We start from the raw sequence: 24019 nt of genomic DNA, 5'->3' as shown, positions 1-24019 counted from the left end.
CTGCCCGGCCGCTGACCCGCCCGGGTGTGCCGCAATCGCCGCACCACTGGTCAGCGCGCTCACCGAGGCGGTCATCGACGTCACCACCCGCGAGGCGTCGCGCTCACCAGGTGGCCGCCTCGAGATCCCGCTGCTCCCGCTGCTCCCGCTGCTCCCGCTGCTCGCGGTGCTCGACGCGCGAACGGCCTGCTCTCGGGGCAAAGGGTTGGTGCGGCGAACGGCCGGTATTCCAGTGCCGCCGCAGCGCGACAAATGATCCGTGCCGCGAATGACTCGGCTGCCGTGGCCGCGCGGGGTGTGCACCGACGCTGTTGCGCACCGCTATGCCGCCGGGTGCGATTGCGTACTGCGGGCGAACTTCGGGCGCATCGTGCGTGAACCGGGCGGTGGTGGTCGGCGGGCACGCTTTAAGCTGTCTGCCGTGCGCGTACTCGTCATCGGTTCCGGAGCCCGTGAACATGCCCTCGCCCTGGCCCTGCGCCGGGACCCGGCGGTGACCGCGGTGGCGGTCGCGCCCGGGAACGCGGGCATCGCCCAGCATGTGGATGTGCGGTCCGTCGACCCCAGCTCGGGGGAGGAAGTGGCCGCGCTCGCGCGGGAGCTGAACGCGGATCTGGTGGTGATCGGGCCCGAGGTGCCGCTGGTGCTCGGCGTCGCCGACGCGGTGCGGGCCGCCGGGATTCCGGCCTTCGGGCCGTCCGCGGCCGCCGCGCGGATCGAAGGGTCCAAGGCGTTCGCCAAGGATGTGATGAACGCGGCCGGTGTGCGCACCGCGCACAGCGAGATCGTCGATCATCCGGGTGAACTGGACGCCGCGCTGGATCGGTTCGGGCCGACCTGGGTCGTCAAGGATGACGGGCTGGCCGCGGGCAAGGGCGTGGTGGTGACCGCCGATCGGTCCGTCGCCCGCGAGCACGGGGCCGAACTGCTGGAGAACGGGCATCCGGTACTGCTGGAATCCTTCCTGGACGGGCCCGAGGTATCGCTGTTCTGCCTGGTCGACGGCGAGAACGTGGTGCCGCTGCTGCCCGCGCAGGATCACAAGCGGGTCGGCGACGGGGATACCGGGCCGAACACCGGCGGTATGGGCGCGTACACGCCGCTGCCGTGGCTGAGCGATGAGACCTTGCAGGCCATCGTCGACGATGTGGTGAAACCTGTTGCGGCGGAGATGGTTCGGCGTGGGGTGCCGTTCAGTGGTCTGCTGTACGCCGGGCTCGCCGTCGGCTCCGCCGGACCCGCCGTCATCGAATTCAATTGTCGCTTCGGCGATCCCGAAACCCAGGCCGTGCTGACCATGCTGGACAGCCCGCTCGGCGAACTGCTGTTCGCCACGGCCACCGGCACCCTCGGCGAGGTCGAGGCCCCACGCTGGAAGGACGGCGCGGCCGTCACCGTCGTGCTCGCCGCCGAGAACTACCCGGGCCGCCCGCGCTCCGGCGATGTCATCACCGGCGCCGAATCCTCCGGCACCGGAACCACTTCCGAGGTCCTGCACGCGGGAACCGCACTGCGCGAAGACGGTTCGATCGTCTCCGCCGGCGGCCGCGTGCTCTCCATCGTCGGCCAGGGCGCGGACCTGTCCGAGGCCCGCAAGAACGCCTACGACCGCCTCGCCGCAATCAAGCTCCCCGGCGGCCACTTCCGCACCGATATCGCCCTCGCCGCTGTGGAAGGCCGGATCACCGTTCCCACCCCGGTGGTCTGACGAACGCGAGTTCGTTTTACGCCCAGGGTCAGTTCAGGGAGATGCCGCGCTGGGCGAGCCAGGTTTGGGGGTCGACGTGCTGGCCGTTGATGATGATCTCGAAATGCAGGTGCGGGCCGGTGGAATCGCCGCGGTTGCCGATGCGGGCGATCTGCATGCCCGCCGGGACGCGTTCGCCGACCGAGACGAAGAAGTCGTACATGTGGCCGTACACCGAGATACTGCCGTCGTCGTGGCGGATGCGCACCCACAGGCCGAAGCCCTGTGCGGGACCGGCGTCGATGACCGTGCCCGCCGCCACCGCGTAGATCGGTGAGCCCAGCGGTGCGGCGATATCGATGCCCGCGTGGAAGGTGCCCCAGCGCGCCCCGAAGCCGGAGGTGAACGCGCCCACCGCGGGCAGTACGAATCCGCCGATGCTCGGCATCACGAATCCGGGCGGCAGTGTGCCCTGCGGTGCGGGCCCGGTGATCCACGGCTGCTGTTCCCCGGCCACCGCCGCGGCGGCCTCGGCCTTGGCGCGGTCCAGGGTCGCTCGTGCGGCGGCGGCCACCACCGCCGACTCACGCAACCGTTCGCCGCTGTTGATGGCATCGAGATATCGCTTGGCCGATTCCGCCGCGGTATGCACCTGCAGCGGGTTCGCCACCGGAACCCGCAGCGCCACACCGGGTTCCACCGCCGTGTCATACGAGACCAGCCCCATCCCGCTGTCCGCCGCCGCGAACACCAGCACCGCGACCACCCCGCCGATCAGCACCCGATGCTTGATCGCCCAGGCCCGGGCCACCGGCGCCTGCCGCCGGACCTCGCCTTTGCCCCGCTCCACCAGCTCATCGAACTCGGCCCGCGATCGCGGCCGCCGCCCCCAGAATTCGACCGCCTGCTCACGAACCACGGGCACCTGCTCACGAACCCGAGCCACCCCTTGCGCCCCGGCCCGCACCCCGCGAGCCACGCCCGCGCGCACGAATGCCGTACCGCGCCCGGGGGTATCGAGCCGCATCCGCACCCCCGGCATGAAACTGTCCACCCCGGCCCGGAATCCGCGCTCACCCGACTCGTGCCCGGTCGCTTCCGCTCCCTCACCCGCGTCCGCGCCCTCGGCGCGCTCCGCCAGGTCCAGTGCGGCATCGGATTCCTCGGCACCTGCCTCGGATTCCCGGGTCGGATCATCACCTTCGCGGTGCGGGTCCCGGCTCGCCGCAGACCGATCCGCGTCCGCTTGGCCGTTTCGCTCGACTGGGCTCTCCGCCTCAGATGTCTGGGGGCTCGCCTCGGTGCTGTCCGTTTTGTCGGTTGCCGGGGGTGAACCGGCGGGGTGGTGTGCCGCCGAGTCCTCCTCGGTGGTGGTCGGTCCCCCCTGCATACGCTCCTCCTCAGGCATTCCGGCGGCCATTGCGGGACAGGCGGGGGAGCGGGTGCTCTACCGTCTGTCGAGTGCGTATCGAATCTCGCCGGTCGACCATTCCACCTTTCTACGTGATGGATGTCTGGAAGGCAGCAGCTGAACGAGCCAGAACTCACGGGGATGTGCTGGTGCTGGCGGCCGGACAGCCGTCAACCCCCGCTCCGCGCGCGGTTTTGCGGGCGACCGAACAGGCCCTGAATTCCGAATTGCTGGGTTATACCGAGACATTCGGGATTCTGCCGTTGCGCGAGGCCATCGCGGCGCATCACCGGAACACCTACGGGGTCGCCGTGAGCGCCGATGACGTGGTGGTGACGACCGGGTCGTCCGGTGCTTTCACGCTGATTTTCCTCGCGGCGTTCGATGCGGGGGACACGGTCGTGGTGGCCCGGCCGGGCTATCCGGCGTACCGGAACACCCTCACCGCGCTGGGCTGCGATGTGATCGAACTGGATTGCGGTCCCGAGACCCGATTCCAGCCGACCGTCGCCATGCTGGAGGCGCTGCCCGAACCGCCCGCCGGGTTGATCGTGGCGAGCCCGGCCAATCCGACCGGAACCATGATCGCGCCCGCCGAACTGGCCGCGCTCGCGCGCTGGTGCGATGACCACGGCACGCTGCTCATCTCGGACGAGATCTATCACGGCATCGTCTACGACACGGAGTTGTCGACAAGCACCGAGCCGACCTCCTCGGCCTGGGAGACCTCGCGCGAGTCCATCGTCATCGGCTCGGTCTCCAAATACTTCTCCATGACGGGCTGGCGGCTCGGCTGGATGCTGGTCCCCGAGGGCATGCGCCCGGCGCTGCAACGCCTCGCCTCGAATATGACCGTCTGTCCGCCCGCTATCTCCCAGTACGCGGCCGTGCACGCGTTCGGCGCGGAGGCCAAGGCCGAACTCGACGGTCACGTCGCCCGCTATGCCGCGAATCGCCAACTGCTGCTGTCGGGTCTGCCGAAGCTGGGCATCACCGAACTGGCTCCGGCCGACGGCGCGTTCTACGCGTACGCGAATATCGCGCATCTGACCGATGATTCGATGCGCTGGTGTTCGGAGGTGCTCGACCGGACGGGTGTCGCGCTGGCCCCCGGCATCGACTTCGACACCGTGAACGGTGTTCATACCGTGCGGTTCTCATTCGCGGGCGCGGGCGCCGATATCGAAGAAGCACTCGACCGGTTGGGACGCTATCTGGCCTGAACGGACCTTCGGGAGCGCCGTTCCTAGGGAATCACCACAGATCGCACAGATTCGGCACAGATGAACCTATGAGGACTGGCACGATTGCATCCGTGACCACTGCGACGACTCCGAAAGGCGAAAGGCGTCGCCAAGCGCTGGTTTGCGCCGCCGCCGAGCTACTGCTCGAAGGCGGCTTCGAGGCGGTTCGGCATCGCTCGGTGGCCACGCGCGCGGAACTGCCGCTCGCGTCCACCACGTACTACTTCGAATCCCTGGAGGATCTGATCGCGCGCGCGGTCGAATTCTCCGGCAATGCCGAATTGGATGCCATGCGCCGCCGGGTCGGCGAGGTGACCCATCGCCGCCGCGGCGCGGACGCGACCGTGGATCTGGTGCTGGATCTGCTCATCGGCTCCGAGCACGCCGACGCCGATGCCCGCGGCCAGCTCATCGCCCGCTACGAGCGTTCGGTGGCCTCGGCCCGCCATCCTGAGCTACGCGAGGTCCAACTCCGACTACGCGCCCAGCTCGATGACCTGCTCGCCGACGTCCTACGCCGCTCCGACCGCATAGTCCGGCCCGAGCAGGCCCGTCGACTCGTCGCGGTAGTCGACGGCGCGGTGGTGACCGCCCTCGGCGAAGCCGACCCGCAACCCCGCCGCATGGCCCGCGCCGCACTACTCGAAGTGATCGATATCGTCGCTCCCCCAACCTGATTGCCCCGGCCCTGGCAGACATGCACCCCAAGTTCGCGGCCCGTCTCGGTTCTGGACTGAGCGGAGCGGAGGAGCGAAGCGGGGGAGCGGAGGGAGGGAAGAACCGAGACTTCAGGGGCCGCGAACCGCCCGGAGCGAAGCGGAGGGCAAAATAGGCACAGTGACCTTTGTGCCGAACGTCCTCGCCACCCGCTATGCCAGTCCCGATCTCGTGCGGCTGTGGTCGCCGGAGAACAAGATCGTGCTGGAGCGGCGGCTGTGGCTGGAGGTGCTGCGGGCGCAGACCGAGCTGGGCATCGATGTGCCCGCCGGGGTGGTCGAGGATTACGAGCGCGTGGTCGATCAGGTCGATCTGGCCTCGATCGCCGAGCGCGAGCGGGTCACCCGGCACGATGTGAAGGCCCGCATCGAGGAGTTCAACGCGCTCGCCGGGCATGAGCACGTGCACAAGGGCATGACCTCGCGCGATCTCACCGAGAACGTCGAGCAGCTGCAGATCCGGCTCTCGCTCGAGCACGTGTACGCGCACGGCGTCGCCATCGCCGCCCGGTTGGCCGAGCGGGCCGCCGAATACCAGTCGCTGGTCATGGCCGGTCGTTCGCACAATGTCGCCGCGCAGGCCACCACCCTCGGCAAGCGGTTCGCCTCCGCGGCCGATGAGCTGCTGATCGCGCTGACCCGCCTGCGCGAGCTGATCGACCGCTACCCGCTGCGCGGTATCAAGGGCCCGATGGGCACCGCCCAGGACATGCTGGATCTGCTCGACGGCGATGCGGGCAAGCTCGCGCAGCTGGAGCAGAAGGTGGCGCATCACCTCGGTTTCAAGAACGTCTTCACCAGCGTCGGCCAGGTGTATCCGCGCTCGCTGGATCACGATGTGCTCTCCACCCTGGTCCAGATCGGTGCGGGCCCTTCGTCTTTCGCGCACACCATCCGCCTGATGGCCGGGCACGAACTGGTGACCGAGGGCTTCCAGAAGGGCCAGGTCGGCTCGTCGGCCATGCCGCACAAGATGAACACCCGCTCCGCGGAGCGGGTGAACGGCCTGCAGGTGATCCTGCGCGGTTACGGTTCCATGGCCGCCGAGCTGGCGGGCGCGCAGTGGAACGAGGGCGATGTGTTCTGCTCGGTGGTGCGCCGCGTCGCGCTGCCGGACGCGTTCTTCGCCGTCGACGGCATGATGGAGACCTTCCTGACCATCCTGGCCGAATTCGGCGCGTACCCGGCGGTCATCGATCGCGAGCTGAACCGCTATCTGCCGTTCCTGGCCACCACCCGCCTGCTGATCGCCGCCGTGCGGGCCGGTGTGGGCCGGGAGACCGCGCACGAGGTCATCAAGGAGCACGCCGTGGCCGTGGCCCTGGCGATGCGGGAGCAGGGCCAGGAGCCGGATCTGCTGGACCGCCTGGCCGCCGATGACCGGATGCCGCTGGATCGCGCGGCCCTGGATGCCGCGCTGGCGGATCGTTCGGCCTTCATCGGCGCGGCGGAGGCGCAGACCGCGGAGGTTATCGCGCAGGTGCAGAAGCTGGTGTCGGCCAATCCGGAGGCGGCGCGCTACACCCCGGCCCCGATTCTGTAGCAGCGCGGGTTTTTCGGCCCCGGTGTGCACCGCGCACCGGGGCCGAAGTGTTTTCTCGGGCGGCCCCTCCTGCGTCAGGTAGTCGCGTGGCAGGCTGCCGGGCATGAATCCGTACACGATCTTCTCCGAAATCATCGCCGGCACCGCGCCTTCGAGCATGGTGTACGAGGACGCGGATGTTGTTGCCTTCATGGATATTCGGCCCGTGACGCCCGGTCATCTGCTGGTGATTCCGCGGGTTCCGGCGCGCAGTCTGGCGGAGTTGGATCCGGAGCTGGGCGGCAAGCTCTTTCAGGTCGGGCAGCGGCTGGCTGCCGCGCTGCGCGAGTCCGAGGTGAACTGTGACGGCGTGAACTTCTTCCTCGCGGACGGGGTGACGGCGGGGCAGGAGGTTTTCCATGTGCACCTGCATGTGATTCCGCGGACACCGGGCGATGGTTTCGGCCTGCGCGCGCGAGCGACTTCTCCGCAGCGGGCGGACCTGGATTACCTGGCGGGATCGATTCGGGGCGCATTGCAGCGAAACCCTGGTGTTTCATAGCCTGAGCGCATTAGCATATGCGAACCGAATGGTTTGCCAAGGACACGCCATGGGCCGAATATTCCTCGCGCCCACCGGCACTCGAGTTACGTTGGAACGCGATTGTGGTGGGCTGATGGAGGTGGGGCCATGCGTAGAAGTGTCATTGCCGCAGCGGTTTTCGCATTTGCCGCGAGTTTGCTCAGTCCGGTGCTCGCACCACCGGCAACCGCCCGGGCGGCGCAGGTGATCCGCGTCGACGATCTCAACGCCACCCGCTCCGCGTTATTCATCGATTCGCCCGCCATGGGCCGCACGATTCAGGTGCAGGTTCTGCATCCGGCCGGTGGTGGCGCACGTTCCAGCTATTACCTGCTGGACGGTCTGGATCCGGGCGCGACCCAGAGCACCTGGACCAATGCCACCGACGCCGAACCCTTCTTCCGCGATAAGAACGTCAATGTGGTGCTGCCCATGGGCGGGCAGGCCAGCTACTACACCGATTGGGCCGCGGACGATCCGCGTTTCGGCCGGTATCGCTGGGAAACCTTTCTGACACAAGAACTTCCGCCGATCATCGACGACTATTTCGCCGGTAACGGGGTGAACGCCATCGGCGGGCTCTCGATGGGCGGCGTCGCGGCCTTCGTGCTGGCGGTGCGGCATCCGGAGCTGTACCGCGCGGTGGCCGGGTACAGCGCCTGCCCGGATCTGACCATCGCGCAGGGTGCGATCCTGTTCTCCATCGCGAATCGCGGCGGCAATCCGTTCAATATGTGGGGCGGTCCGGGCGACGGCGCGTGGGCGGCGCACAATCCGGCGCTGCTGACCGAGCGGTTGCGCGGTAAGACCATCTACCTGTCTACCGGCACCGGGCTGCCCGGCCCGCATGAGCTGGAGATCAAACCGCAGCTGCCGGAGAACATCTTCTTCGGCGGGCCGATCGAGCTCGGGGTCAATGCCTGTGTGAACTCGTTCGCGGCGCATCTGAAGGATATGAATATCCCGGCGCGGGTGGATTACAGCCCGGTGGGCACGCACTCGTGGTCGTATTGGCAGGACACCCTGCACGAGTCGTGGCCCACCATCGGCCCGGCGATCGGCGCCTGAGTTACTTTCCGGGACGGTTGAATTCGCCGTCCTTGGCCCCGGCGACGAAGGCGCGCCATTCGCCGGGGGTGAAGATCAGCACCGGTCCGTCCGGATTGCGGGAATCCCGCAGGCCGATGTTTCCGCTGGCCAGGAACGCTATTTCGACGCCGTCGGTGCTGTCGTCGCCGCGCCGCCACACCGCGTCGGGCTCGATCTCACGGTTCTTGGACGTGTCGGGCGATGCGATGGACTCGGCTTCCACTTCGGACTCCCGGATGCGGTGACGTTGCGAGTACTGGTCGGTGATGTAGATCGCACTCATAATGCCAGTGTTTGCGGAGCGGTCGGATCGGATATTCCATTCTGTGTCTGCAGAAGGAGGTATGTGGTGCGCACGCCATGGTCACAACAGCGAGCAGCTCCTCTCTCCGACAGCTGTGATGTGGTGCCGGAGAGATTCAATACCGAACTGGCCCAGAGCATCCTGAGTGTGCATAGAAGCTGCCCCACCGATCAGTGCGCCAGGCGCAAGGCGGCTGTCTTCTATCTGTACGACCACACCCGCCATGTGGTCTCGGCGCGCACGCGCCGGCGGTAGCTCAGCGGCGCGGTACGCGCCGGAGCAGGAGAGCGAACAGTACGAACGCGGTCGCGGCGGCCGCGACAAGGGCGAAACCGGCAGGTACGCCGAGGAATTCGATCGCTTCGGAGCGATGGATGACCTGCCGGTAATCCTTGTCCTCGGGGGCGTCCGCGAAGCTGAAATCGTGGGCGATCCGCGCGGGATCGGTGATATTCACGGATAGTTCGGTCAGGTAGTCGTGTCCGTTCGCGCTCAATTGCCGTAGGTCCGCGTCCTGTGGATTGCGGATCCGGCCCGCGAAGTCCACGGCGACCGCCTGGGAGTCGGCATCGGAGTCATTGCGCCGCACCCGATGCGGGCCGAGCACGTACAGGTGCACAAGTTGATGTGCGGTGGCCGCGCTCGACATCCGCATCGGGTACACCGGATGCGTGGCCGCGAAGTTCAATCGCACCGGATCGAGATTGCCCGCGAGTGGAACCGAACTGGTGAGCCGCATGGCCACGAATGACCAGTGCTCGTCCAGATACGGTCGCACGGTGGCGATCACCTCGGGTTTCATCTCATACCCGTTGTCGCCCAGCCACTGTTGAATACCGGCGATATCACCGCCGGTGAGCGTGGTCGCCTCGATCGGGCCGAGCTGCACCCGATCCAGCACCGTGGGTGCGCCGCCGGTGGGCGCGGAGGCCATGGCCGCGCCATCCCGGCCGCTGTCGGCCTTGAACCAGTCCCGGTCGGTGACGTACTCCGGTGCGGTCAGCTGGGCCAGTTCGCTGAAGGTTCCGGCATCGCCCGCGGTCACGGTCGCCGGTGCGGGAGTCGGGACGATGAGCGCGGCCTTGTCCCCGCCGCTCTGCAGACCGAGGCGCATGACGATCGTCTCGCGCTGCCCGTCCCAGCCGAGCAATGCGGTCTCCTCGTTCACCCGGGCGGTGACCCCGCCCGGTGTCGCGATGCCGCCGCACGCGCACGCGGAAGCCGGTGCGGCCAAACCCATTCCCCCGGCACCCGCCACGGTGGCGACCACCGCGAGCAGTCGCGCCGCATAACGCAACAGCATGGGGGCAGCGTACGCACGCGCGGGAGTTCCCGCCTCGGACTTTTCGCCTCGCCGATCCCGCTCGATGCGCGCGCGGGCGCGGCGCGAGCACGATTAGCCACCGGTCGGCGGTCCGGTCCGGGTGCGCACCACTAACGTTGTGCCCATGGCTCTGGACAGCAGTGGTAGCGCGATTACGAATTCCGGCCCGGTGACGGCGCCGATCGCCAAGCGGGTGCCGACCGAGCGCGTGCACCACGGCGATGTCTTCGTCGACGAGTACGAGTGGCTGCGGGACAAGAAGGATCCCGAGGTCATCGCGTACCTGGAGGCGGAGAACGCCTACACCGACGCACAGACCGAGAAGTTGCGGCCGCTGCGGGAGAAGCTCTTCGACGAGATCAAGGCGCGCACGCAGGAGACGGATCTGTCGCTGCCCACCCGCATGGGCGGGTACTGGTATTACTCGCGCACCTTCGAGGGCAAGCAGTACGGGGTGTCCTGCCGCTGCCCGATCCTGGACAAGGACGATTGGAATCCGCCCAAGCTCGCGGCCGGGGTCGAGATTCCGGGCGAGGAGGTGCTGCTCGATGTCAATGAGCTGGCGCAGGGGCACGAATTCTTCTCGCTCGGGGCGTCCTCGCTGAGCGATGCCGGTGATCTGCTCGCCTATTCGGTCGATACCGAGGGTGATGAGCGCTATGAGCTGCGCATCAAGAATCTGCGCACCGGGGAGCTGCTGCCCGAGCGGATCGAGGGCATCGCGGCCGGGGCGACCTGGTCGCTGGACGGCACGCACATCTTCTATCAGACCGTCGACGACGCCTGGCGCGCCGACAGCGTGTGGCGGCATCGGCTCGGCACCGACCGCTCGGCCGACGTGCGGGTGTTCCATGAGCCCGATGAGGCGTTCTCGGTCGGCGTCGGCGCGAGTCATTCCAAGCGGTATCTGGTCATCGGTTCCGGCTCCAAGATCACCAGCGAGGAGTGGATCCTGGAGTCGGACAATCCGGAAGGCGAATTCCGGGTGGTGCTGCCGCGCCGCGAGGGCATCGAATACGGCACCGAGCACGCCGTCATCGGCGGGCAGGACAAGCTGCTCATCCTGCACAACGATGTGGTGGACGGGGTGAAGGCGGTGAACTTCGTGCTCGCGGTCGCCCCGCTGGACGATCCCGCCGATATGACGCTGCTCATCCCGCATCGCGATGATGTGCGGCTGGAGGGCATCGATGCCTTCTCCGACAAGCTGGTGCTGAGTTACCGGCGCGAGGCGTTGCCGCGAATCGCGGTGTGGCCGTTGACTTCCGACGGATTCGGCGAGCTGAAGGATATCGATTTCGAGCTGGCGCTGTTCTCCGCCGGACTGGGCGGCAATCCCGAATGGGAGCAGCCCATGCTGCGTATCGGGGTCAGCTCCTTCATCACCCCGGTGCAGGTGTTCGACTACACGCATGAGACCGGCGAGATGATCCTGCGCAAGGAGCAGGTGGTGCTCGGCGACTACACCGCCGATGACTATGTGCAGCAGCGGGATTGGGCGGTCGCCGCGGACGGCACCCGGGTGCCGATCTCACTGGTGCAGCGCAAGGACGCGCCCGCGGGCCCGAAGCCGTTGCTGCTCTACGGATATGGCTCCTACGAGGCCGCCATCGATCCGGGTTTCTCGGTGGCGCGGCTGTCGCTGCTCGATCGCGGCATGGTGTTCGCGGTGGCGCATGTGCGCGGCGGCGGTGAGCTGGGACGGCTCTGGTACGAAGAGGGCAAGACGCTCACCAAGAAGAACACCTTCACCGATTTCATCTCCGTCGCACAGCATTTGGTGGATACCGGGGTGACCGCGCCGGATCGGCTGGCGGCCGACGGCGGCAGTGCGGGCGGCCTGCTCATGGGCGCGGTGGCGAATATGGCGCCGGAGCTGTTCACCGGCATCCTGACCAATGTGCCGTTCGTGGATCCGCTCACCACGGTGCTGGATCCGTCGCTGCCGCTGACCGTCACCGAATGGGACGAGTGGGGTAATCCCTTGGCGGACAAGCAGGTCTACGACTACATGAAGACCTACGCGCCGTACGAGAACATCGAGGCCAAGGATTACCCGGCGATCCTGGCCACCACCGGTCTCAATGACACCCGGGTGTTCTATGTGGAACCGGCCAAATGGGTCGCCAAGCTGCGCGCGGTCAAGACCGGGCATTCGCAGCTGCTGCTCAAGACCGATATGACCTCGGGCCACGGCGGTGTCAGCGGGCGCTATGAGAAGTGGAAGGAAGTCGCCTTCGAATACGCCTGGCTGCTCGATACTGTCGGCCTGGCCGACGCCTGATCGACAAGGGGGTTCGGGGACCAGGTCCCCGAACCCCCTCGGTCTTTCCAGGGCTACGCGTTGGTGAGGTGGGAGCGATCGGCGCTGGGGCCCAGTGCTTTCGCTTTCACCGCGTCCGAGGGCACCCAGGAGGGCTTCTTCATGCGTTCGATAATCAGCGGGATGGCGCTGAAGATCACCGCGCCCGCCGCGACCAATCCGATGTAGCTGGCCTTGTTGCCGATGGGCAGCTGTGACGGCGGTACGAACGCCAGCACGAACGCGAAAGCCACCGCCAGGAAACCGATTCCGGCGAAGATCCACATGCCGAGGGTGCCGCCGGGAATCTTGAAGGCGCGCGGGAGATCCGGCCGGGTGTAGCGCAGCCGGATGGCGGCGGCGTACATGACCATGTAGATGATCAGGTACAGGCTCACCGCCATGGCCGAGATCAGGAAGAACGCCGAGCTGACATCGTCCATGAACAGGTAGATCGAGGACAGCGCGGTCACGATGACGCCCTGGATGATCAGGATATTGACCTGTACGCCACGGTTGTTCACCTTCTGCAGCACCGGCGGCAGCATGCCGTCGTGTGCGGTGGCGAGCACACCGCGACTCGGTCCCATGATCCAGGCGAGCACGCCCGCGAGCGCGCCGTAGGCGATCAGCGCGGCCAGAATGCGCACCGGCCAGGTGGAATGGATCATCTCGGTGAACGCGATCGAGAACGCGTCGAACACACCGGTATTCAGGTCGATCCTGTCGTAGGCGACGATGCCCGCCACCGCGAGCGCGCCCAGGGTGAAGATGCCGAAGGCGACGGCCGCCGCGATCATGATGGCCGCCGGATACCCCTTGGACGGATTCTTCAATTCGGTGGAGTGCACGCCCTGCGATTCCACCCCGGCGAAGTTCAGCAGAATGCCCGCCAGGAACGAAAGACCGGACAGCCCAGCGATATACGGGAAGAACCGGGGCGAGTCGTGCCCGTCGTGCGCCACGGTCACCGCGTCATTGGTGGTGTGCTGCCAGCCGATATCGTGCCCGGTGGCGATCCACCAGATGAATATCGCGACCAGGATGATGCCCGGCAGCGCGGTGCCCGCCAGGAATCCGGCGCGGGTCACTTTCAGTGCGAACTGATTACTGACGAATGCGACCGCGGTGCACAGCCAGAAGGCGCAGATCGCGAAAATGCCCACGTAGATATGGTTTTGGGCGATGTCCGGCCGATCGAAGGCGAAGGCGACACCGGCGGCGGCGAAGCTCATACCGGTCGGATAGAACACGATCACCTGAATCCAGGACAGGAAGATGATCCAGAAGCCGACCTTCTTGCCGAATGCCCCGCTGATCCAGGCGTAGAGCCCGCCCGCCTTATCGGCGTACATGCTGCCGAGTTCGGCGGCGACGAGTCCGGCCGGAATCAGGAACAGCACGGTGGAGAAGCCGATGTAGAAGAACATCGTCATCTCTTCCTTGGCCATCATGGGAAGCCCGCGCAGACTGGTGACAATCGATGCGGCGGTGGTGAATCCGAGTGCGGAGACGGTCAGGTATTTGACCGGGTTCGCCCGATGCGCGCCGCCGCTCACTTCTTGCCCTTGCCCTTACCGGCGGACTTGGCCGCGGTGGATGTGGACTCGGTGGGATGCGTCGCGGCATCCTTGGAGGACACCGCGGCGGTGGCGTTATGGGTGAATCCGCCCGCTTCCTCGCGGGTCAGCGAGGTGGTCAGCGGGTGCGCGTTCAACTGCTTGAGGCAGCGCTTCAGATCGGCGATGAGCAGATCACCCATATCGAGGGTGAAACCGTGCCGCAGCACCGCGCGCATGATGGTCTCGTCATCGCGATTGGCGGGCAGCGGATAGGCGGCGATCAGCCAGCCGCGACTGCGCAGCCGATCGGACAGATCGTAGAGGTTGAAATTGCGCTCACCCGTCAATTTCCATGACACGGCGGTGATTCCGCGTTGCGGATCGCCATCGTGGATCATCTCGAACAGCCCGGTGTCGACCAGTCCGGCCGCGAGATGCTGTGCGGCACGGTAGATCTCGGACTGCACCTTGGCATATCCGGTGTGGCCCAGACGAATGAACTCGTAGTACTGGGTGATGATCTGGCCGCCCGGCCGGGAGAAGTTGAGATTGAAGGTGGCCATGCTGCCGCCGAGGTAATCGACATTGAAGATGAGTTCTTTGGGCAGATCCGATGGCGTGCGCCAGATGGCCCAGCCCGCGCCCAGCGGGGCCAGCCCGGTCTTGTGGCCCGAGGCGTTGATGGACTTCACGCGCGGTAACCGGAAGTCCCACACCACTTCCGGCGCGCAGAACGGGGCCAGGAAACCGCCGCTGGCGGCGTCCACGTGAATCGGGATATCGAGTCCGGTCTTCTCCTCCAGATCGTCCAGGGCTCTGCTGATCCCCGCGACATCCTCGAACAGGCCGGTGAAGGTCTGCCCGAAGGTGGGCACCACCATGATGGTGTTCGCATCGCAGTAGGCGGCGATATCGTCCGGATGCATGGTGAGCCGGTCGCCGCGCAGCGGAATCTGCCGGATCTCCACGTCGAAGTAGCGGGCGAATTTCTCCCAGCACACCTGCACCGGACCGCAGACGAAGTTGGGGATGCCGGTGCCACCGCGCTTGCGCCAGCGGAATTTCGCGGCCAGCCCGCCGAGCATGGCGGCCTCGCTGGAACCGGTGGTGGAGGTGCCGAGGGTGGTCATGGCCTCGGGGGAGTGCCAGAGGTCGGCGACCATGCGCACGCAGCGCTGTTCGAGTTCGGCGGTCTGCGGGTATTCGTCCTTGTCGACGATGTTCTTGTCGAGGGATTCGTTCATCAGCCGCCGCGCCTGGTCATCGACCCAGGTGGTGCAGAAGGTGGCCAGGTTCATGCGGGAAACGCCATCGAGCATGAGTTCGTCGTGGACGAGTTCGTAGGCCACCTGGGGGAACATCCCGCGCGCCGGGAATCCGGCCTTGGGTGCGCCGCGATGCAGGCCTGGCATGGCGAACAGGTCCTCGGACGCCGGATCTCCGGTCATTTCGCCTCCACGGTAGGTGCCGTTTCGTAATCAATGAGAGATAGCTGAGCGGTTACTATTCGGCAGCATGGACTATCAGAATGTCATAGAGCAGGTGATGTCCACCACAGCGCCACACGTGGGAGAAGGCGCGGTCGCCGACTACATTCCGGGTCTTGCGAATGTCGATCCCAAACAGTTCGGCTTTGCCATCGCCACCACGCACGGTGCGGTGTTCACCGCCGGTGACGTCGATGTTCCCTTTGCCATCGAGAGTATTTCGAAGGTTTTCGCGCTCGCGCTGGTGCTGGCGCGCAAGGACACCGCGCTGTGGCGGCGGGTACGGCGGGAACCGTCCGGCACCCCGTTCAATGACCTCATCGAACTCGAGGTGGAGATGGGGATTCCGCGCAATCCCTATATCAACCCCGGCGCAATCGTGGTAGCTGATCAGTTGCTGCAAGATACCGGCGATGCCGTCGAGGCCATGCGCAGCCTGCTGCGCGCCGAAACCGGGAATCCGGTGCTGTCGGTGGACAGCGTCATCGCCGAATCCGAATTGCGCAGCGGGGAGCGCAATCGGGCCATGGCCTATCTGATGGCGAGTTTCGGCAATATGCGCAATCCGGTCGAACTCGCCCTCGATCACTATTTCCGGCAGTGCTCGTTCAGCATCACCTGCGCCGAACTGGCCAAAGCCGGACTGCTCATCGCCCGGCACGGACTGCGCGCCGACGGCACCCGGCTGCTCGCCCGCGAGGACGCCCGGCATATCACCGCGCTCATGACAACCTGCGGAACCTATGACGCCGCAGGCGAATTCGCCTATGAGGTGGGTTTGCCGGTCAAGAGCGGCGTCGGCGGCGGACTGCTCGCGGTGGTGCCCGGCACCTGCGCGGTCGCGGCCTGGGGGCCGGGCCTGGACTCCAAGGGCAACTCGGTCACCGGGCGCATCGCATTGAACGCCTTCGCCCAGGCGACCGGATTCTCGGTGTTCTGATGGCATAGACGAAACCGCTGTCGCCGAATACATATCGTGGATAACCCTGTTCCTGCTGCCGACCGCGGTCGGGGCGGCCGAGCCGGCCTCGGGCTGGAAGGGTGAGACGGTACATCCGGATCCCGGGAACTGATGACAGGAGAGGCCATGACCGAAGACGCCCTGCGGGCCGCCGTCAAGGATTTGATGCCGCGCGCCAAAACCGATCTCACCGAACTCGTTTCGTACCGGTCCGTGTACGACGAGCGGCAGTTCCCGATCGAGGAATGCCATAAGGCGGCGCAGTGGGTGGCGGACGCCTTCGCCGCCGAGGGGCTCACCGATATCGGACTGCACGAGACGCCGGACGGCAGCAGGGCGGTCATCGCACGCTATCCCGCCCCCGCCGGTGCGCCGACCATCCTGCTGTACTGCCACTACGACGTGCAGCCGCCGCTCGGCGATGACGCCTGGGAGACCCCGGTCTGGGAACTCACCGAGAAGAACGGCCGCTGGTACGGGCGCGGCAGCGCCGATTGCAAGGGCAATATCGTCATGCATCTCACCGCGCTGCGCGCACTGCGCAAAGTGGTGGGGGACGAGTTCCCCGTCGGCCTGACCCTGATCGCCGAGGGTTCGGAGGAGCAGGGCACCGGCGGGCTGGAAGCCTTCGTGCCGCAGAACGCCGACCTGCTGCGCGCGGATACCCTGCTCATCTGCGACTGCGGCAATTTCGCGGTCGGGGTGCCCACCTTCACCCAGACCCTGCGCGGCAATGTGAATGTGGTCGTCACCGTCGAAACACTGGCCAGCTCAATGCATTCGGGCATGTTCGGCGGGGCCGCGCCCGATGCGCTCGGCGCGCTCATCCACCTGCTGTCCACACTGCGCGATGCGAAGGGCAACACCACCGTCGCCGGGCTCACCAATGACCAGAAGTGGGATGGCGCAACCTATTCGGATGAGGCGTTCCGCGCCGACGCGGGCGTGCTGGACGGCGTCGACCTGCTCGGCGACGGCACCGTCTCCGATATGCTCTGGGCCCGACCGGCTCTCACCGTGCTGGGCATGGACGTCCCGCCCGTGGTCGGTTCCGCGGCGGCCATCCAGGCCAAGGTCCGCGCCCGCCTGAACCTGCGCATCCCGCCCGGCACCGATCCCCAGCAGGCGCTCAAAGCCCTTACCGCGCACCTGGAATCGAATATCCCCTGGCATGCGAAGGTCACCGTCGAGACCGAGGCCATCGGTTCCCCGTTCGTCGGCAGCACCCACGGCCCGGCCCGCACCGCCATGGAAGCGGCCTTCACCGCCTCCTACGGCCGCCCCGCCACCACATCCGGTCAGGGCGGCTCCATCCCACTCTGCAATGTCTTCGCCGACACCTACCCGGACGCGGAAATCATGCTCATGGGCGTGGAAGAACCCAAATGCCTGATCCACGCCCCGAACGAAAGCGTCGACCCCACCGAAATCGAACATATGGCCCTGGCCGAGGCGCTGTTCCTGGCGTCCTACGCGAAGTAGTCCGAATACGGGACCATCGAACCGCAAGCCCCGGAAAATCGGGGCGGGCGTACTAGAACTCGGCGTGGTCCTCGGCCTGAATTACTTTGAATTCGGTATTGGCGGGGCCCATTTCGGCGAGGCGGCCGAAATAGATGCCCTGGGCGGCGGGTTCGATGATGCCGAAGTGAATGGGGAAGGCGGTCAGGGGATTTACCGCGCGCAGGTAATCCACCGCCTCGCTGATCCGCATCCACGGGGCCACCGCCGGAAGAGCGAGCACGCCGACCGGGGTCGGTGGCACCCACAGCGAATCACCCGGATGCACCAGCTGGGCGGGGTCGTCCGGGGTGCCCAGTTGGAAGACGGTGTTGTCGATGACCGGGATCTCGGGGTGGATCACCGCATGCCTGCCGCCGCCACCGGTGACCTGGACGTCCTTGACCTTCAGCACATTTCCGGCGTGCACCGCTTCCCACGGCTCGCCGCGCTGCTGTGCGGTCTGCGGATCGCTCAGCAATCGCGCCTGCGGATTGGCGTCGATGAGGGCCTCGATGCGATTCGGGCAGATGTGATCGGGATGCTGATGTGTGACGGCGATGGCGTCCAGCCCGGTGATCCCCTCGAACCCGTGCGAGAAGGTGCCGGGATCGAACAGGATCTTCGCGCCGTTCAGTTCGACCAGGATGCAGGAATGACCGAAATGGGCAATGCGCATGAGGGCCACGGTAGTCCCGCGCACGGGCATGCACCACGCGCCCGCGGTGCTGTCGGCGTGGATCCCGGCCAAAAGCGTGCCGGGATGACAGGTGGGGGTTCACGCCGAGATGGTGGTGGGGGTTTGCGAGGGGGGCTGTTGTGGCGTGGGCCACGGAGGTTCTACCCGGCGGCGGGCGTCATGGGCGCGCCAACTAGTCTGATCTGCGAAACCCCCGCTCGGCCGCACTGTGTGGAACACGGTCGTCCGGGCCCGCCCCACCAGCTGAGGAGCAACGCGTGGCACGTGTCGTGGTCGAGGTGATGCCGAAGGCCGAAATCCTGGATCCGCAGGGTCAGGCCATTGTCGGGGCGCTGGGCCGCCTGGGCCACCCGGGCATCTCGGAGGTGCGGCAGGGCAAGCGATTCGAGCTCGAGGTCGCCGATGACGTGAGCGAGGCCGAGCTCGAGCAGATCGCCGAATCGCTGCTGGCCAACACGGTCATCGAGGACTGGAAGGTCGTGCGGCTGTGACCGCGCGCATCGGTGTCATCACCTTCCCGGGCACCCTCGACGATGTCGATGCCGCGCGCGCGGTGAAGCTCGCCGGCGCCGAGGCCGTGAGCCTGTGGCACGGCGACGCCGATCTGAAGGGCGTCGACGCGGTCATCGTGCCCGGCGGCTTCTCCTACGGCGACTACCTGCGCACCGGCGCCATCGCCCGGTTCGCGCCGGTGATGGAGAAGGTCATCGAGGCCGCCGGGCAGGGCCTGCCCACGCTCGGCATCTGCAATGGCTTCCAGATCCTGTGCGAGGCCGGACTGCTGCCGGGTGTGCTCACCCGCAATGAGGGCCTGCACTTTATCTGCCGCGATCAGTGGCTGACCGTCGAGGCCGCGAATACCGCGTGGACCTCCCGGTACGAGCCCGGTGCGCAGATCCTGGTGCCGCTCAAGTCCGGTGAGGGCCGCTATCAGGCCGCCGCGCAGGTGCTGGACGAGCTGGAGGGTGAGGGCCGCGTGGTCTTCCGCTACTCCGGCGACAATCCGAACGGTTCGCAGCGCGGTATCGCGGGCATCAGCTCCGCCAACGGCCGCGTGGTCGGCCTGATGCCGCATCCCGAGCACGCCACCGAGGCGCTGACCGGTCCGAGCGATGACGGGCTGGGCATGTTCCTGTCCGTGCTGGACGCGCTGGTCTCGGCCTAGGCCGCATAGCCGTACAACGCCCGTACCGTCGATGACGGTGCGGGCGTTGACGTTTCGGGAGCCGGGGCGTGCCCGCTCCCGGGCAGGTCAGGCGCAGATGCGGTCGAGCACTTGGAAGCGCACGCCCTCGGCGCGGGCGATGTAGCTCGGGAACAGCACCTGATTCCCGTCGAAACCTATTGTCCCGGTGGGTGTTTCGAGTACTCCCAGCGCCGCCACCGTTTCGTGCAGCCGTCGCACATCCAATGATCCGGCGGCCTTGACCATGGCGTAGAGCGTGCGAATCGCCTCGTACTCGGTATTGCTGAAATTGGTGAGCTCCGGCGCGAACTTACCGTGCAACCGCCGATAGCGTTCGGCGCGTTCACGGTTCGCGGGACCGTTCACGAAGAAGCTCGACGGCACATACAGATTCCGGTTGGCGCTCGTGCCGCCCGCGAGCAGCACATTGTCATCGACCGCGGGACTGACCCGTAATTGCCGTTCATCGCGCCCGATTCGGGCGAATTGTCGGTTAAAGCGCGCCACATCCGCGCCCACCAGTAGGACGATCACCCCGTCCGCCCGATCCAGTCGCGGATCGGTCAGAAACTCCCCGAAATCCGCGCCGAACGGGACGAATTTCTCCAACGGCACGAACTCCTCGAGCGAGAGCGTCCCGCGCTCGGCCAACTCCGTCCGCACCCGCTCGGCCGTACGCCGCGGCCACACGTAGTCATTGCCGATGATCGCCCAGCGCCGCGCCCCGAACTCACGCCGCAACCAGCGCAGCGCGGGCAGCAACTGCCGGCCCGGATCCGACCCCACCAGGAACAATCCCTCCGGGGACTCCGTCACGCCCTCGTGATCGGTGGCGAACAGATACGGCACCCGCCCCGCGCTCACCCGCGCCACCGCCCCGCGCACCGCCGAGGTATGCCAGCCGGTGATGGCGTGCACCATCCCGGTCGCCAGCAGCGCGGAAACCTCACGCGCCACATCCCCCGGTTCCCGCCCGCCGTCAATGTGCGTCGCCCGCAATTCCCGCCCGAGAATTCCTGTCCCGCTGTTGATTTCTTCCACGGCCAATGAAATGGCCGCCTCGCAGGAGGGCGCGAAGATACCGGCCGGACCCTGCTGCGGCACTATGTTCAGGATCTCGATAGTGTTCTCTGGACTCCCGCGGAACGAGGTCATCGGATACCCTCTCCTCGTTCAAGTGAATTTGACGGGCGGGAATATGGCGACAATTCTAGGTGGAATTTCCACTCTGCATGGGGCACTGCGGGCCGCGGAACGCAGTTGGCTTCGTCACCTCGACGCCGCACTGTGCGCCAGACGGTTGACCGCCGACCAATGGTGCATGCTGACCAATCTCTCGTCCGACACGGGCATCACCATGAGCGAACTGGCCACCCGCGCGCAACTCCCGCCCTCCTCCGCCACCCGGCACGCCGACCATCTGGCCGAACGCGGACTCATCTTCCGCGTCGCCGCCGCCGATGACCGCCGCCGCATCCTCATCGGACTCAGCCGCCGCGGCGCCGAACTGGTCGACGAGGTGCGCGCCGAGGAGATGCGCGCCGAATCCGAGCTACGCAACCGCCTCGGCGGCGGCGACTACCTCGAACTGCTGCGCCTGCTGGAACGCGTCTCGGACGTGCCGTACCCGCAGTAGCGCCCATCCTCGAAATCCGCTATTTCCCAGCCCAATCCGGAGACCGGGTGGCACCGGCGCGCCCGCCACACCGAGTGGGCGTGCGGATAGGGCGGCCGTCGGCGGAAACTGAATAATCAATGCTTAGGATCGCAGGCATGCCCGTTGCCGAGACCACCGCGACCGCCGCCGGACTGTGCGAATTCATCGATGCCTCCCCGTCGCCGTTCCATGTCTGCCGCACCGTCGCCGCCGAACTCGACGATCACGGCTTCACCCGGTTATCGGAATCCGCGCCCTGGCCCTCCAGTAGCGCGGGGCGCTACTACGTGGTGCGCGGCGGCTCGCTGGTCGCCTGGTCCGATGGCGGACCGGGTGCGCCCAGCGGCTTCCGCACCGGGCAGGCCACCCCGTTCCGGGTCGTCGGCGCGCATACCGACAGCCCGAACCTGCGGGTGAAACAGCATCCCGACACCGCGGTCGCGGGCTGGCAGATGGTCGGACTGGAACCGTACGGCGGGGCGCTGCTCAACTCCTGGCTGGACCGCGACCTCGGCATTTCCGGGCGGCTCTCGGTGCGCGACGGAAATGTGGTGCGGGAGCGGCTGATTCGCATCGACGAACCGATCCTGCGAGTGCCGCAGCTGGCCATCCACCTGTCCGAGGACCGGCGCGGGGTGACGCTGGATCCGCAGCGGCATGTGAACGCGGTGTGGGGGATCGGCGGGGAACCGCGCTCGTTCATGGCGTTCATCGCCGAACGCTCCGGCATCGAACCCGGTGCGGTGCTCGGCTGGGAACTCATGACCCATGATCTGGTGCCGTCCAAGCTCATCGGGCGGGATCTGGATCTGGTCAGCGCGCCGCGACTGGACAACCAGGGCACCTGCTATTCCGGACTGCGGGCCTTCCTGGCCGCCGTCGCCGAACCCGGTGCGGCGGTGCCGGTGCTGGCCATGTTCGATCACGAAGAGGTAGGCAGCCAATCCGATCGCGGGGCCCAATCCGGGCTGCTGCCCACGGTTTTGGAGCGCATCGTGCTCACCCGCGGCGGCGGGCGCGCCGAATATCTGGCCGCCATCGCCGGATCGGTCTGCGCCAGTGGCGATATGGCGCATGCCACGCATCCGAACTATCCGGACCGGCACGAACCCATGCACCGCATCGAGGTGAACGGCGGACCGGTACTCAAGGTCAACCAGAACCTGCGCTACGCCACCGACGCGGCGGGTGCGGGCGCGTTCGCGCTGGCCTGCGCGCAGGCCGAGGTGCCGCTGCAACGCTATGTCCACCGCGCCGATCTGCCCTGCGGCTCCACCATCGGCCCGATGACTGCGGCCCGCACCGGTATGCCCACCGTCGACGTGGGCGCACCCCAGCTCGCCATGCACTCGGCGCGCGAAATGATGGGCGCGGCAGACGTTTCCGCCTACGCGGCGGCGCTGGCGGCGTTCCTCACTCCCTAGGCGCGGGGCCTATGCGGCGTCGACCTTCCGGGTGCGCGGCTCCGGGTGGTACATCAGCGCGGCGACGATGAACAGCGCCAGGGTGAACAGCACGTAGCTGCTGCCGATGATCTGCTGCCACCACGCCCAGTTGAGTTCGCGGTCATGATCGTGCGGCAGCAGCCACTGCGGGCCGATCGCGAACAGGATCACGGCGAATCCGGTCGCGCCCAGGAACCATTTATTGCGCTGACCACTCGCGATCGCATCGGCCACCACCAGCAGCACCGGTGCGATCCACACCCAGTGATGCGACCAGGACACCGGCGAAACCAGCAGCACCGCACCGGCGTTCACCATCAGCGCGGCGGCGTTCGCACCCACCGAGATGAGCCGCTTCATCCAGATCGCCGCCAGCGCGATGGCCAGCACCGAGAGCACGATCCAGATCAGCGTTGCCGCCGAACTCGATACGCCCAATCGGTAGGCGAAGCCCTTCAACGACTGATTGCCCGCGTACCAGGGCGGTCCGATCCGCCCGGTATCGGCGAGCGTATGGAACCAGTACTCCACCGAATCGCTCGGGAACAGCGCGAAACCCACCGCCACCGCGCCGATGGTGGACAGCACCAGCGTGGCCGCGCCCTTCCAATCCTTGCGCAGCAGGAAGTACAGCAGATATCCGCCGGGCGTCAGCTTCACCGAGACCGCGATGCCGATCAGCATGCCGCGCGGCCAGAACGGTTTGCGCGCCAGGCAATCCAGCGTGATCGCGGCCATCAGCACCAGATTGATCTGCCCGAACCCGTAGGTCTGCCGAATCGGCTCGGACAGCTGCAATATGGACACCGCGCCGATCACGATGGTCAGCCGCGTCACCCATGCCAGATTCGGGCGCAGCCGATCCAGCACCACCCACAACGTGATGCCCAGGGAAAGAATCGAGACGATCAGCACCGCCCACTCGGACAGCAGCAGCGGCATGAGCGCCAGCGGCGCGAAGAACAACGCGGCCAACGGCGGATAGGTGAACGGCAACCCCAGCCCATAGACGGGCGGCATGGGTCCGTACAAATCCTTGTCGTCCAACCACGCCCGCGCACCGTTCCGATACACCTGCAAATCGATGTACCCATGCCAGAAGTGCGCGAGCAGGCTGACAATGGCGGACACCGCGAACAAAGCGACCGCGATGGCCAGCAGTCGAACCTGCTGCTGCGTCAATGCCGAGTCCTTGTTCGAGGGCACAGGCTTCTCCGCGGGATCCGCAAGCCCGGATCGTTCGTTCACCGGGACAGACTAGCTGGGAGGTTCGCTTTGACCGCCTCGCCACCCGAAGGCGCGAGCCTTGTGGAAAATGTGCTGCCGAGCACAACTCCAG

General features: G+C 66.8%; 21 protein-coding genes. 13 read left to right on the top strand and 8 right to left on the bottom strand.

All coding sequences use genetic code 11. The features are described 5' to 3' along the window. Positions 1–421 precede the first annotated feature (421 nt). Positions 422–1708 (top strand): phosphoribosylamine--glycine ligase, encoded by a 1287-nt coding sequence (gene purD, locus AB0L82_RS26525; protein WP_364641729.1) that lies wholly within the window; start codon positions 422–424, stop codon positions 1706–1708. A gap of 28 nt (positions 1709–1736) precedes the next feature. Here the strand turns inward: purD and AB0L82_RS26520 are convergent, their stop codons facing one another. Next, entirely contained in the window at positions 1737–2498 is a 762-nt protein-coding gene (locus AB0L82_RS26520; RefSeq protein WP_364641818.1) for a M23 family metallopeptidase, read from the bottom strand. 650 nt (positions 2499–3148) lie between these two features. Between AB0L82_RS26520 and AB0L82_RS26515 the strand changes: the two genes are divergently transcribed. The 5 genes from AB0L82_RS26515 (at position 3149) to AB0L82_RS26495 (ending at position 8231) form a co-directional block, all read left to right on the top strand. Next, positions 3149–4321: a pyridoxal phosphate-dependent aminotransferase gene (locus AB0L82_RS26515; protein ID WP_364641726.1), complete on the top strand. Its 1173-nt coding sequence runs from the start codon at positions 3149–3151 to the stop codon at positions 4319–4321. Between the two features lie 92 nt (positions 4322–4413). After that, the gene (locus tag AB0L82_RS26510) at positions 4414–5019 is read left to right on the top strand and encodes a TetR family transcriptional regulator (RefSeq protein WP_364641723.1); all 606 of its coding nucleotides are present in this window, start codon (positions 4414–4416) and stop codon (positions 5017–5019) included. Positions 5020–5179: 160 nt separating this feature from the next. Beyond that, positions 5180–6601 (top strand): adenylosuccinate lyase, encoded by a 1422-nt coding sequence (gene purB / locus AB0L82_RS26505; RefSeq protein WP_364641720.1) that lies wholly within the window; start codon positions 5180–5182, stop codon positions 6599–6601. A gap of 103 nt (positions 6602–6704) precedes the next feature. After that, on the top strand, positions 6705–7142 hold the full coding sequence (locus AB0L82_RS26500) for an HIT family protein (protein WP_364641717.1): 438 nt from the start codon (positions 6705–6707) through the stop codon (positions 7140–7142). 129 nt (positions 7143–7271) lie between these two features. Next, complete coding sequence (locus AB0L82_RS26495; RefSeq protein WP_364641714.1) at positions 7272–8231, top strand: alpha/beta hydrolase family protein; 960 nt, start codon at positions 7272–7274, stop codon at positions 8229–8231. 1 nt (position 8232) lies between these two features. Here AB0L82_RS26495 and AB0L82_RS26490 read toward each other — a convergent pair whose 3' ends face one another. Both AB0L82_RS26490 and AB0L82_RS26485 read right to left on the bottom strand, forming a co-directional pair. Next, positions 8233–8535, bottom strand: coding sequence for a DUF397 domain-containing protein (locus tag AB0L82_RS26490; RefSeq protein WP_364641711.1), 303 nt, complete (start codon positions 8533–8535; stop codon positions 8233–8235). A gap of 277 nt (positions 8536–8812) precedes the next feature. Further along, entirely contained in the window at positions 8813–9859 is a 1047-nt protein-coding gene (locus AB0L82_RS26485; RefSeq protein ID WP_364641708.1) for a DUF2330 domain-containing protein, read from the bottom strand. Between the two features lie 145 nt (positions 9860–10004). On the opposite strand from AB0L82_RS26485, the gene AB0L82_RS26480 reads away from it, so the two are divergent. Next, positions 10005–12164 carry a S9 family peptidase gene (locus AB0L82_RS26480; protein WP_364641706.1) on the top strand — a complete coding sequence of 720 codons (2160 nt, stop codon included), beginning with the start codon at positions 10005–10007 and terminating at the stop codon, positions 12162–12164. Positions 12165–12217: 53 nt separating this feature from the next. On the opposite strand, the gene AB0L82_RS26475 is transcribed toward AB0L82_RS26480, so the two are convergent. Together AB0L82_RS26475 and AB0L82_RS26470 are read right to left on the bottom strand one after the other, a co-directional pair. Continuing rightward, complete coding sequence (locus AB0L82_RS26475) at positions 12218–13741, bottom strand: amino acid permease (RefSeq protein WP_364641704.1); 1524 nt, start codon at positions 13739–13741, stop codon at positions 12218–12220. Then, positions 13738–15192: a glutamate decarboxylase gene (locus tag AB0L82_RS26470; protein WP_364641701.1), complete on the bottom strand. Its 1455-nt coding sequence runs from the start codon at positions 15190–15192 to the stop codon at positions 13738–13740. The genes AB0L82_RS26475 and AB0L82_RS26470 overlap by 4 nt, the downstream gene beginning before the upstream one ends. Before the next feature lie 67 nt (positions 15193–15259). Between AB0L82_RS26470 and AB0L82_RS26465 the strand changes: the two genes are divergently transcribed. Together AB0L82_RS26465 and AB0L82_RS26460 are read left to right on the top strand one after the other, a co-directional pair. Beyond that, on the top strand, positions 15260–16171 hold the full coding sequence (locus AB0L82_RS26465; protein ID WP_364641698.1) for a glutaminase: 912 nt from the start codon (positions 15260–15262) through the stop codon (positions 16169–16171). A 147-nt stretch (positions 16172–16318) separates the two neighbouring features. After that, positions 16319–17674: a dipeptidase gene (locus tag AB0L82_RS26460; protein ID WP_364641695.1), complete on the top strand. Its 1356-nt coding sequence runs from the start codon at positions 16319–16321 to the stop codon at positions 17672–17674. A 52-nt stretch (positions 17675–17726) separates the two neighbouring features. Here AB0L82_RS26460 and AB0L82_RS26455 read toward each other — a convergent pair whose 3' ends face one another. Then, entirely contained in the window at positions 17727–18371 is a 645-nt protein-coding gene (locus tag AB0L82_RS26455) for an MBL fold metallo-hydrolase (RefSeq protein WP_364641692.1), read from the bottom strand. Between the two features lie 278 nt (positions 18372–18649). Here AB0L82_RS26455 and purS point away from each other — a divergent pair, with 278 nt between their 5' ends. Continuing rightward, a complete protein-coding gene (gene purS, locus AB0L82_RS26450; protein WP_364641689.1) occupies positions 18650–18883 on the top strand; it encodes a phosphoribosylformylglycinamidine synthase subunit PurS in 234 nt (77 codons plus the stop codon). Further along, positions 18880–19557, top strand: coding sequence for a phosphoribosylformylglycinamidine synthase subunit PurQ (gene purQ / locus AB0L82_RS26445; RefSeq protein WP_364641686.1), 678 nt, complete (start codon positions 18880–18882; stop codon positions 19555–19557). The genes purS and purQ overlap by 4 nt, the downstream gene beginning before the upstream one ends. A gap of 87 nt (positions 19558–19644) precedes the next feature. Here purQ and AB0L82_RS26440 read toward each other — a convergent pair whose 3' ends face one another. Continuing rightward, positions 19645–20733, bottom strand: a complete 1089-nt coding sequence (locus tag AB0L82_RS26440; protein WP_364641683.1) for a substrate-binding domain-containing protein — start codon at positions 20731–20733, stop codon at positions 19645–19647. Between AB0L82_RS26440 and AB0L82_RS26435 the strand changes: the two genes are divergently transcribed. After that, a complete protein-coding gene (locus tag AB0L82_RS26435; protein WP_364641680.1) occupies positions 20630–21214 on the top strand; it encodes a MarR family transcriptional regulator in 585 nt (194 codons plus the stop codon). The genes AB0L82_RS26440 and AB0L82_RS26435 overlap by 104 nt on opposite strands. A gap of 137 nt (positions 21215–21351) precedes the next feature. Beyond that, complete coding sequence (locus AB0L82_RS26430) at positions 21352–22659, top strand: M18 family aminopeptidase (RefSeq protein WP_364641677.1); 1308 nt, start codon at positions 21352–21354, stop codon at positions 22657–22659. Positions 22660–22668: 9 nt separating this feature from the next. On the opposite strand, the gene AB0L82_RS26425 is transcribed toward AB0L82_RS26430, so the two are convergent. Beyond that, complete coding sequence (locus AB0L82_RS26425) at positions 22669–23928, bottom strand: glycosyltransferase 87 family protein (RefSeq protein ID WP_364641674.1); 1260 nt, start codon at positions 23926–23928, stop codon at positions 22669–22671. Positions 23929–24019 lie beyond the last annotated feature (91 nt).

Origin of the sequence: Nocardia sp. NPDC052001 (assembly GCF_040680615.1) — a bacterium.
GTDB lineage: Bacteria > Actinomycetota > Actinomycetes > Mycobacteriales > Mycobacteriaceae > Nocardia.
This window is presented reverse-complemented; position numbering and strand designations above follow the sequence as displayed.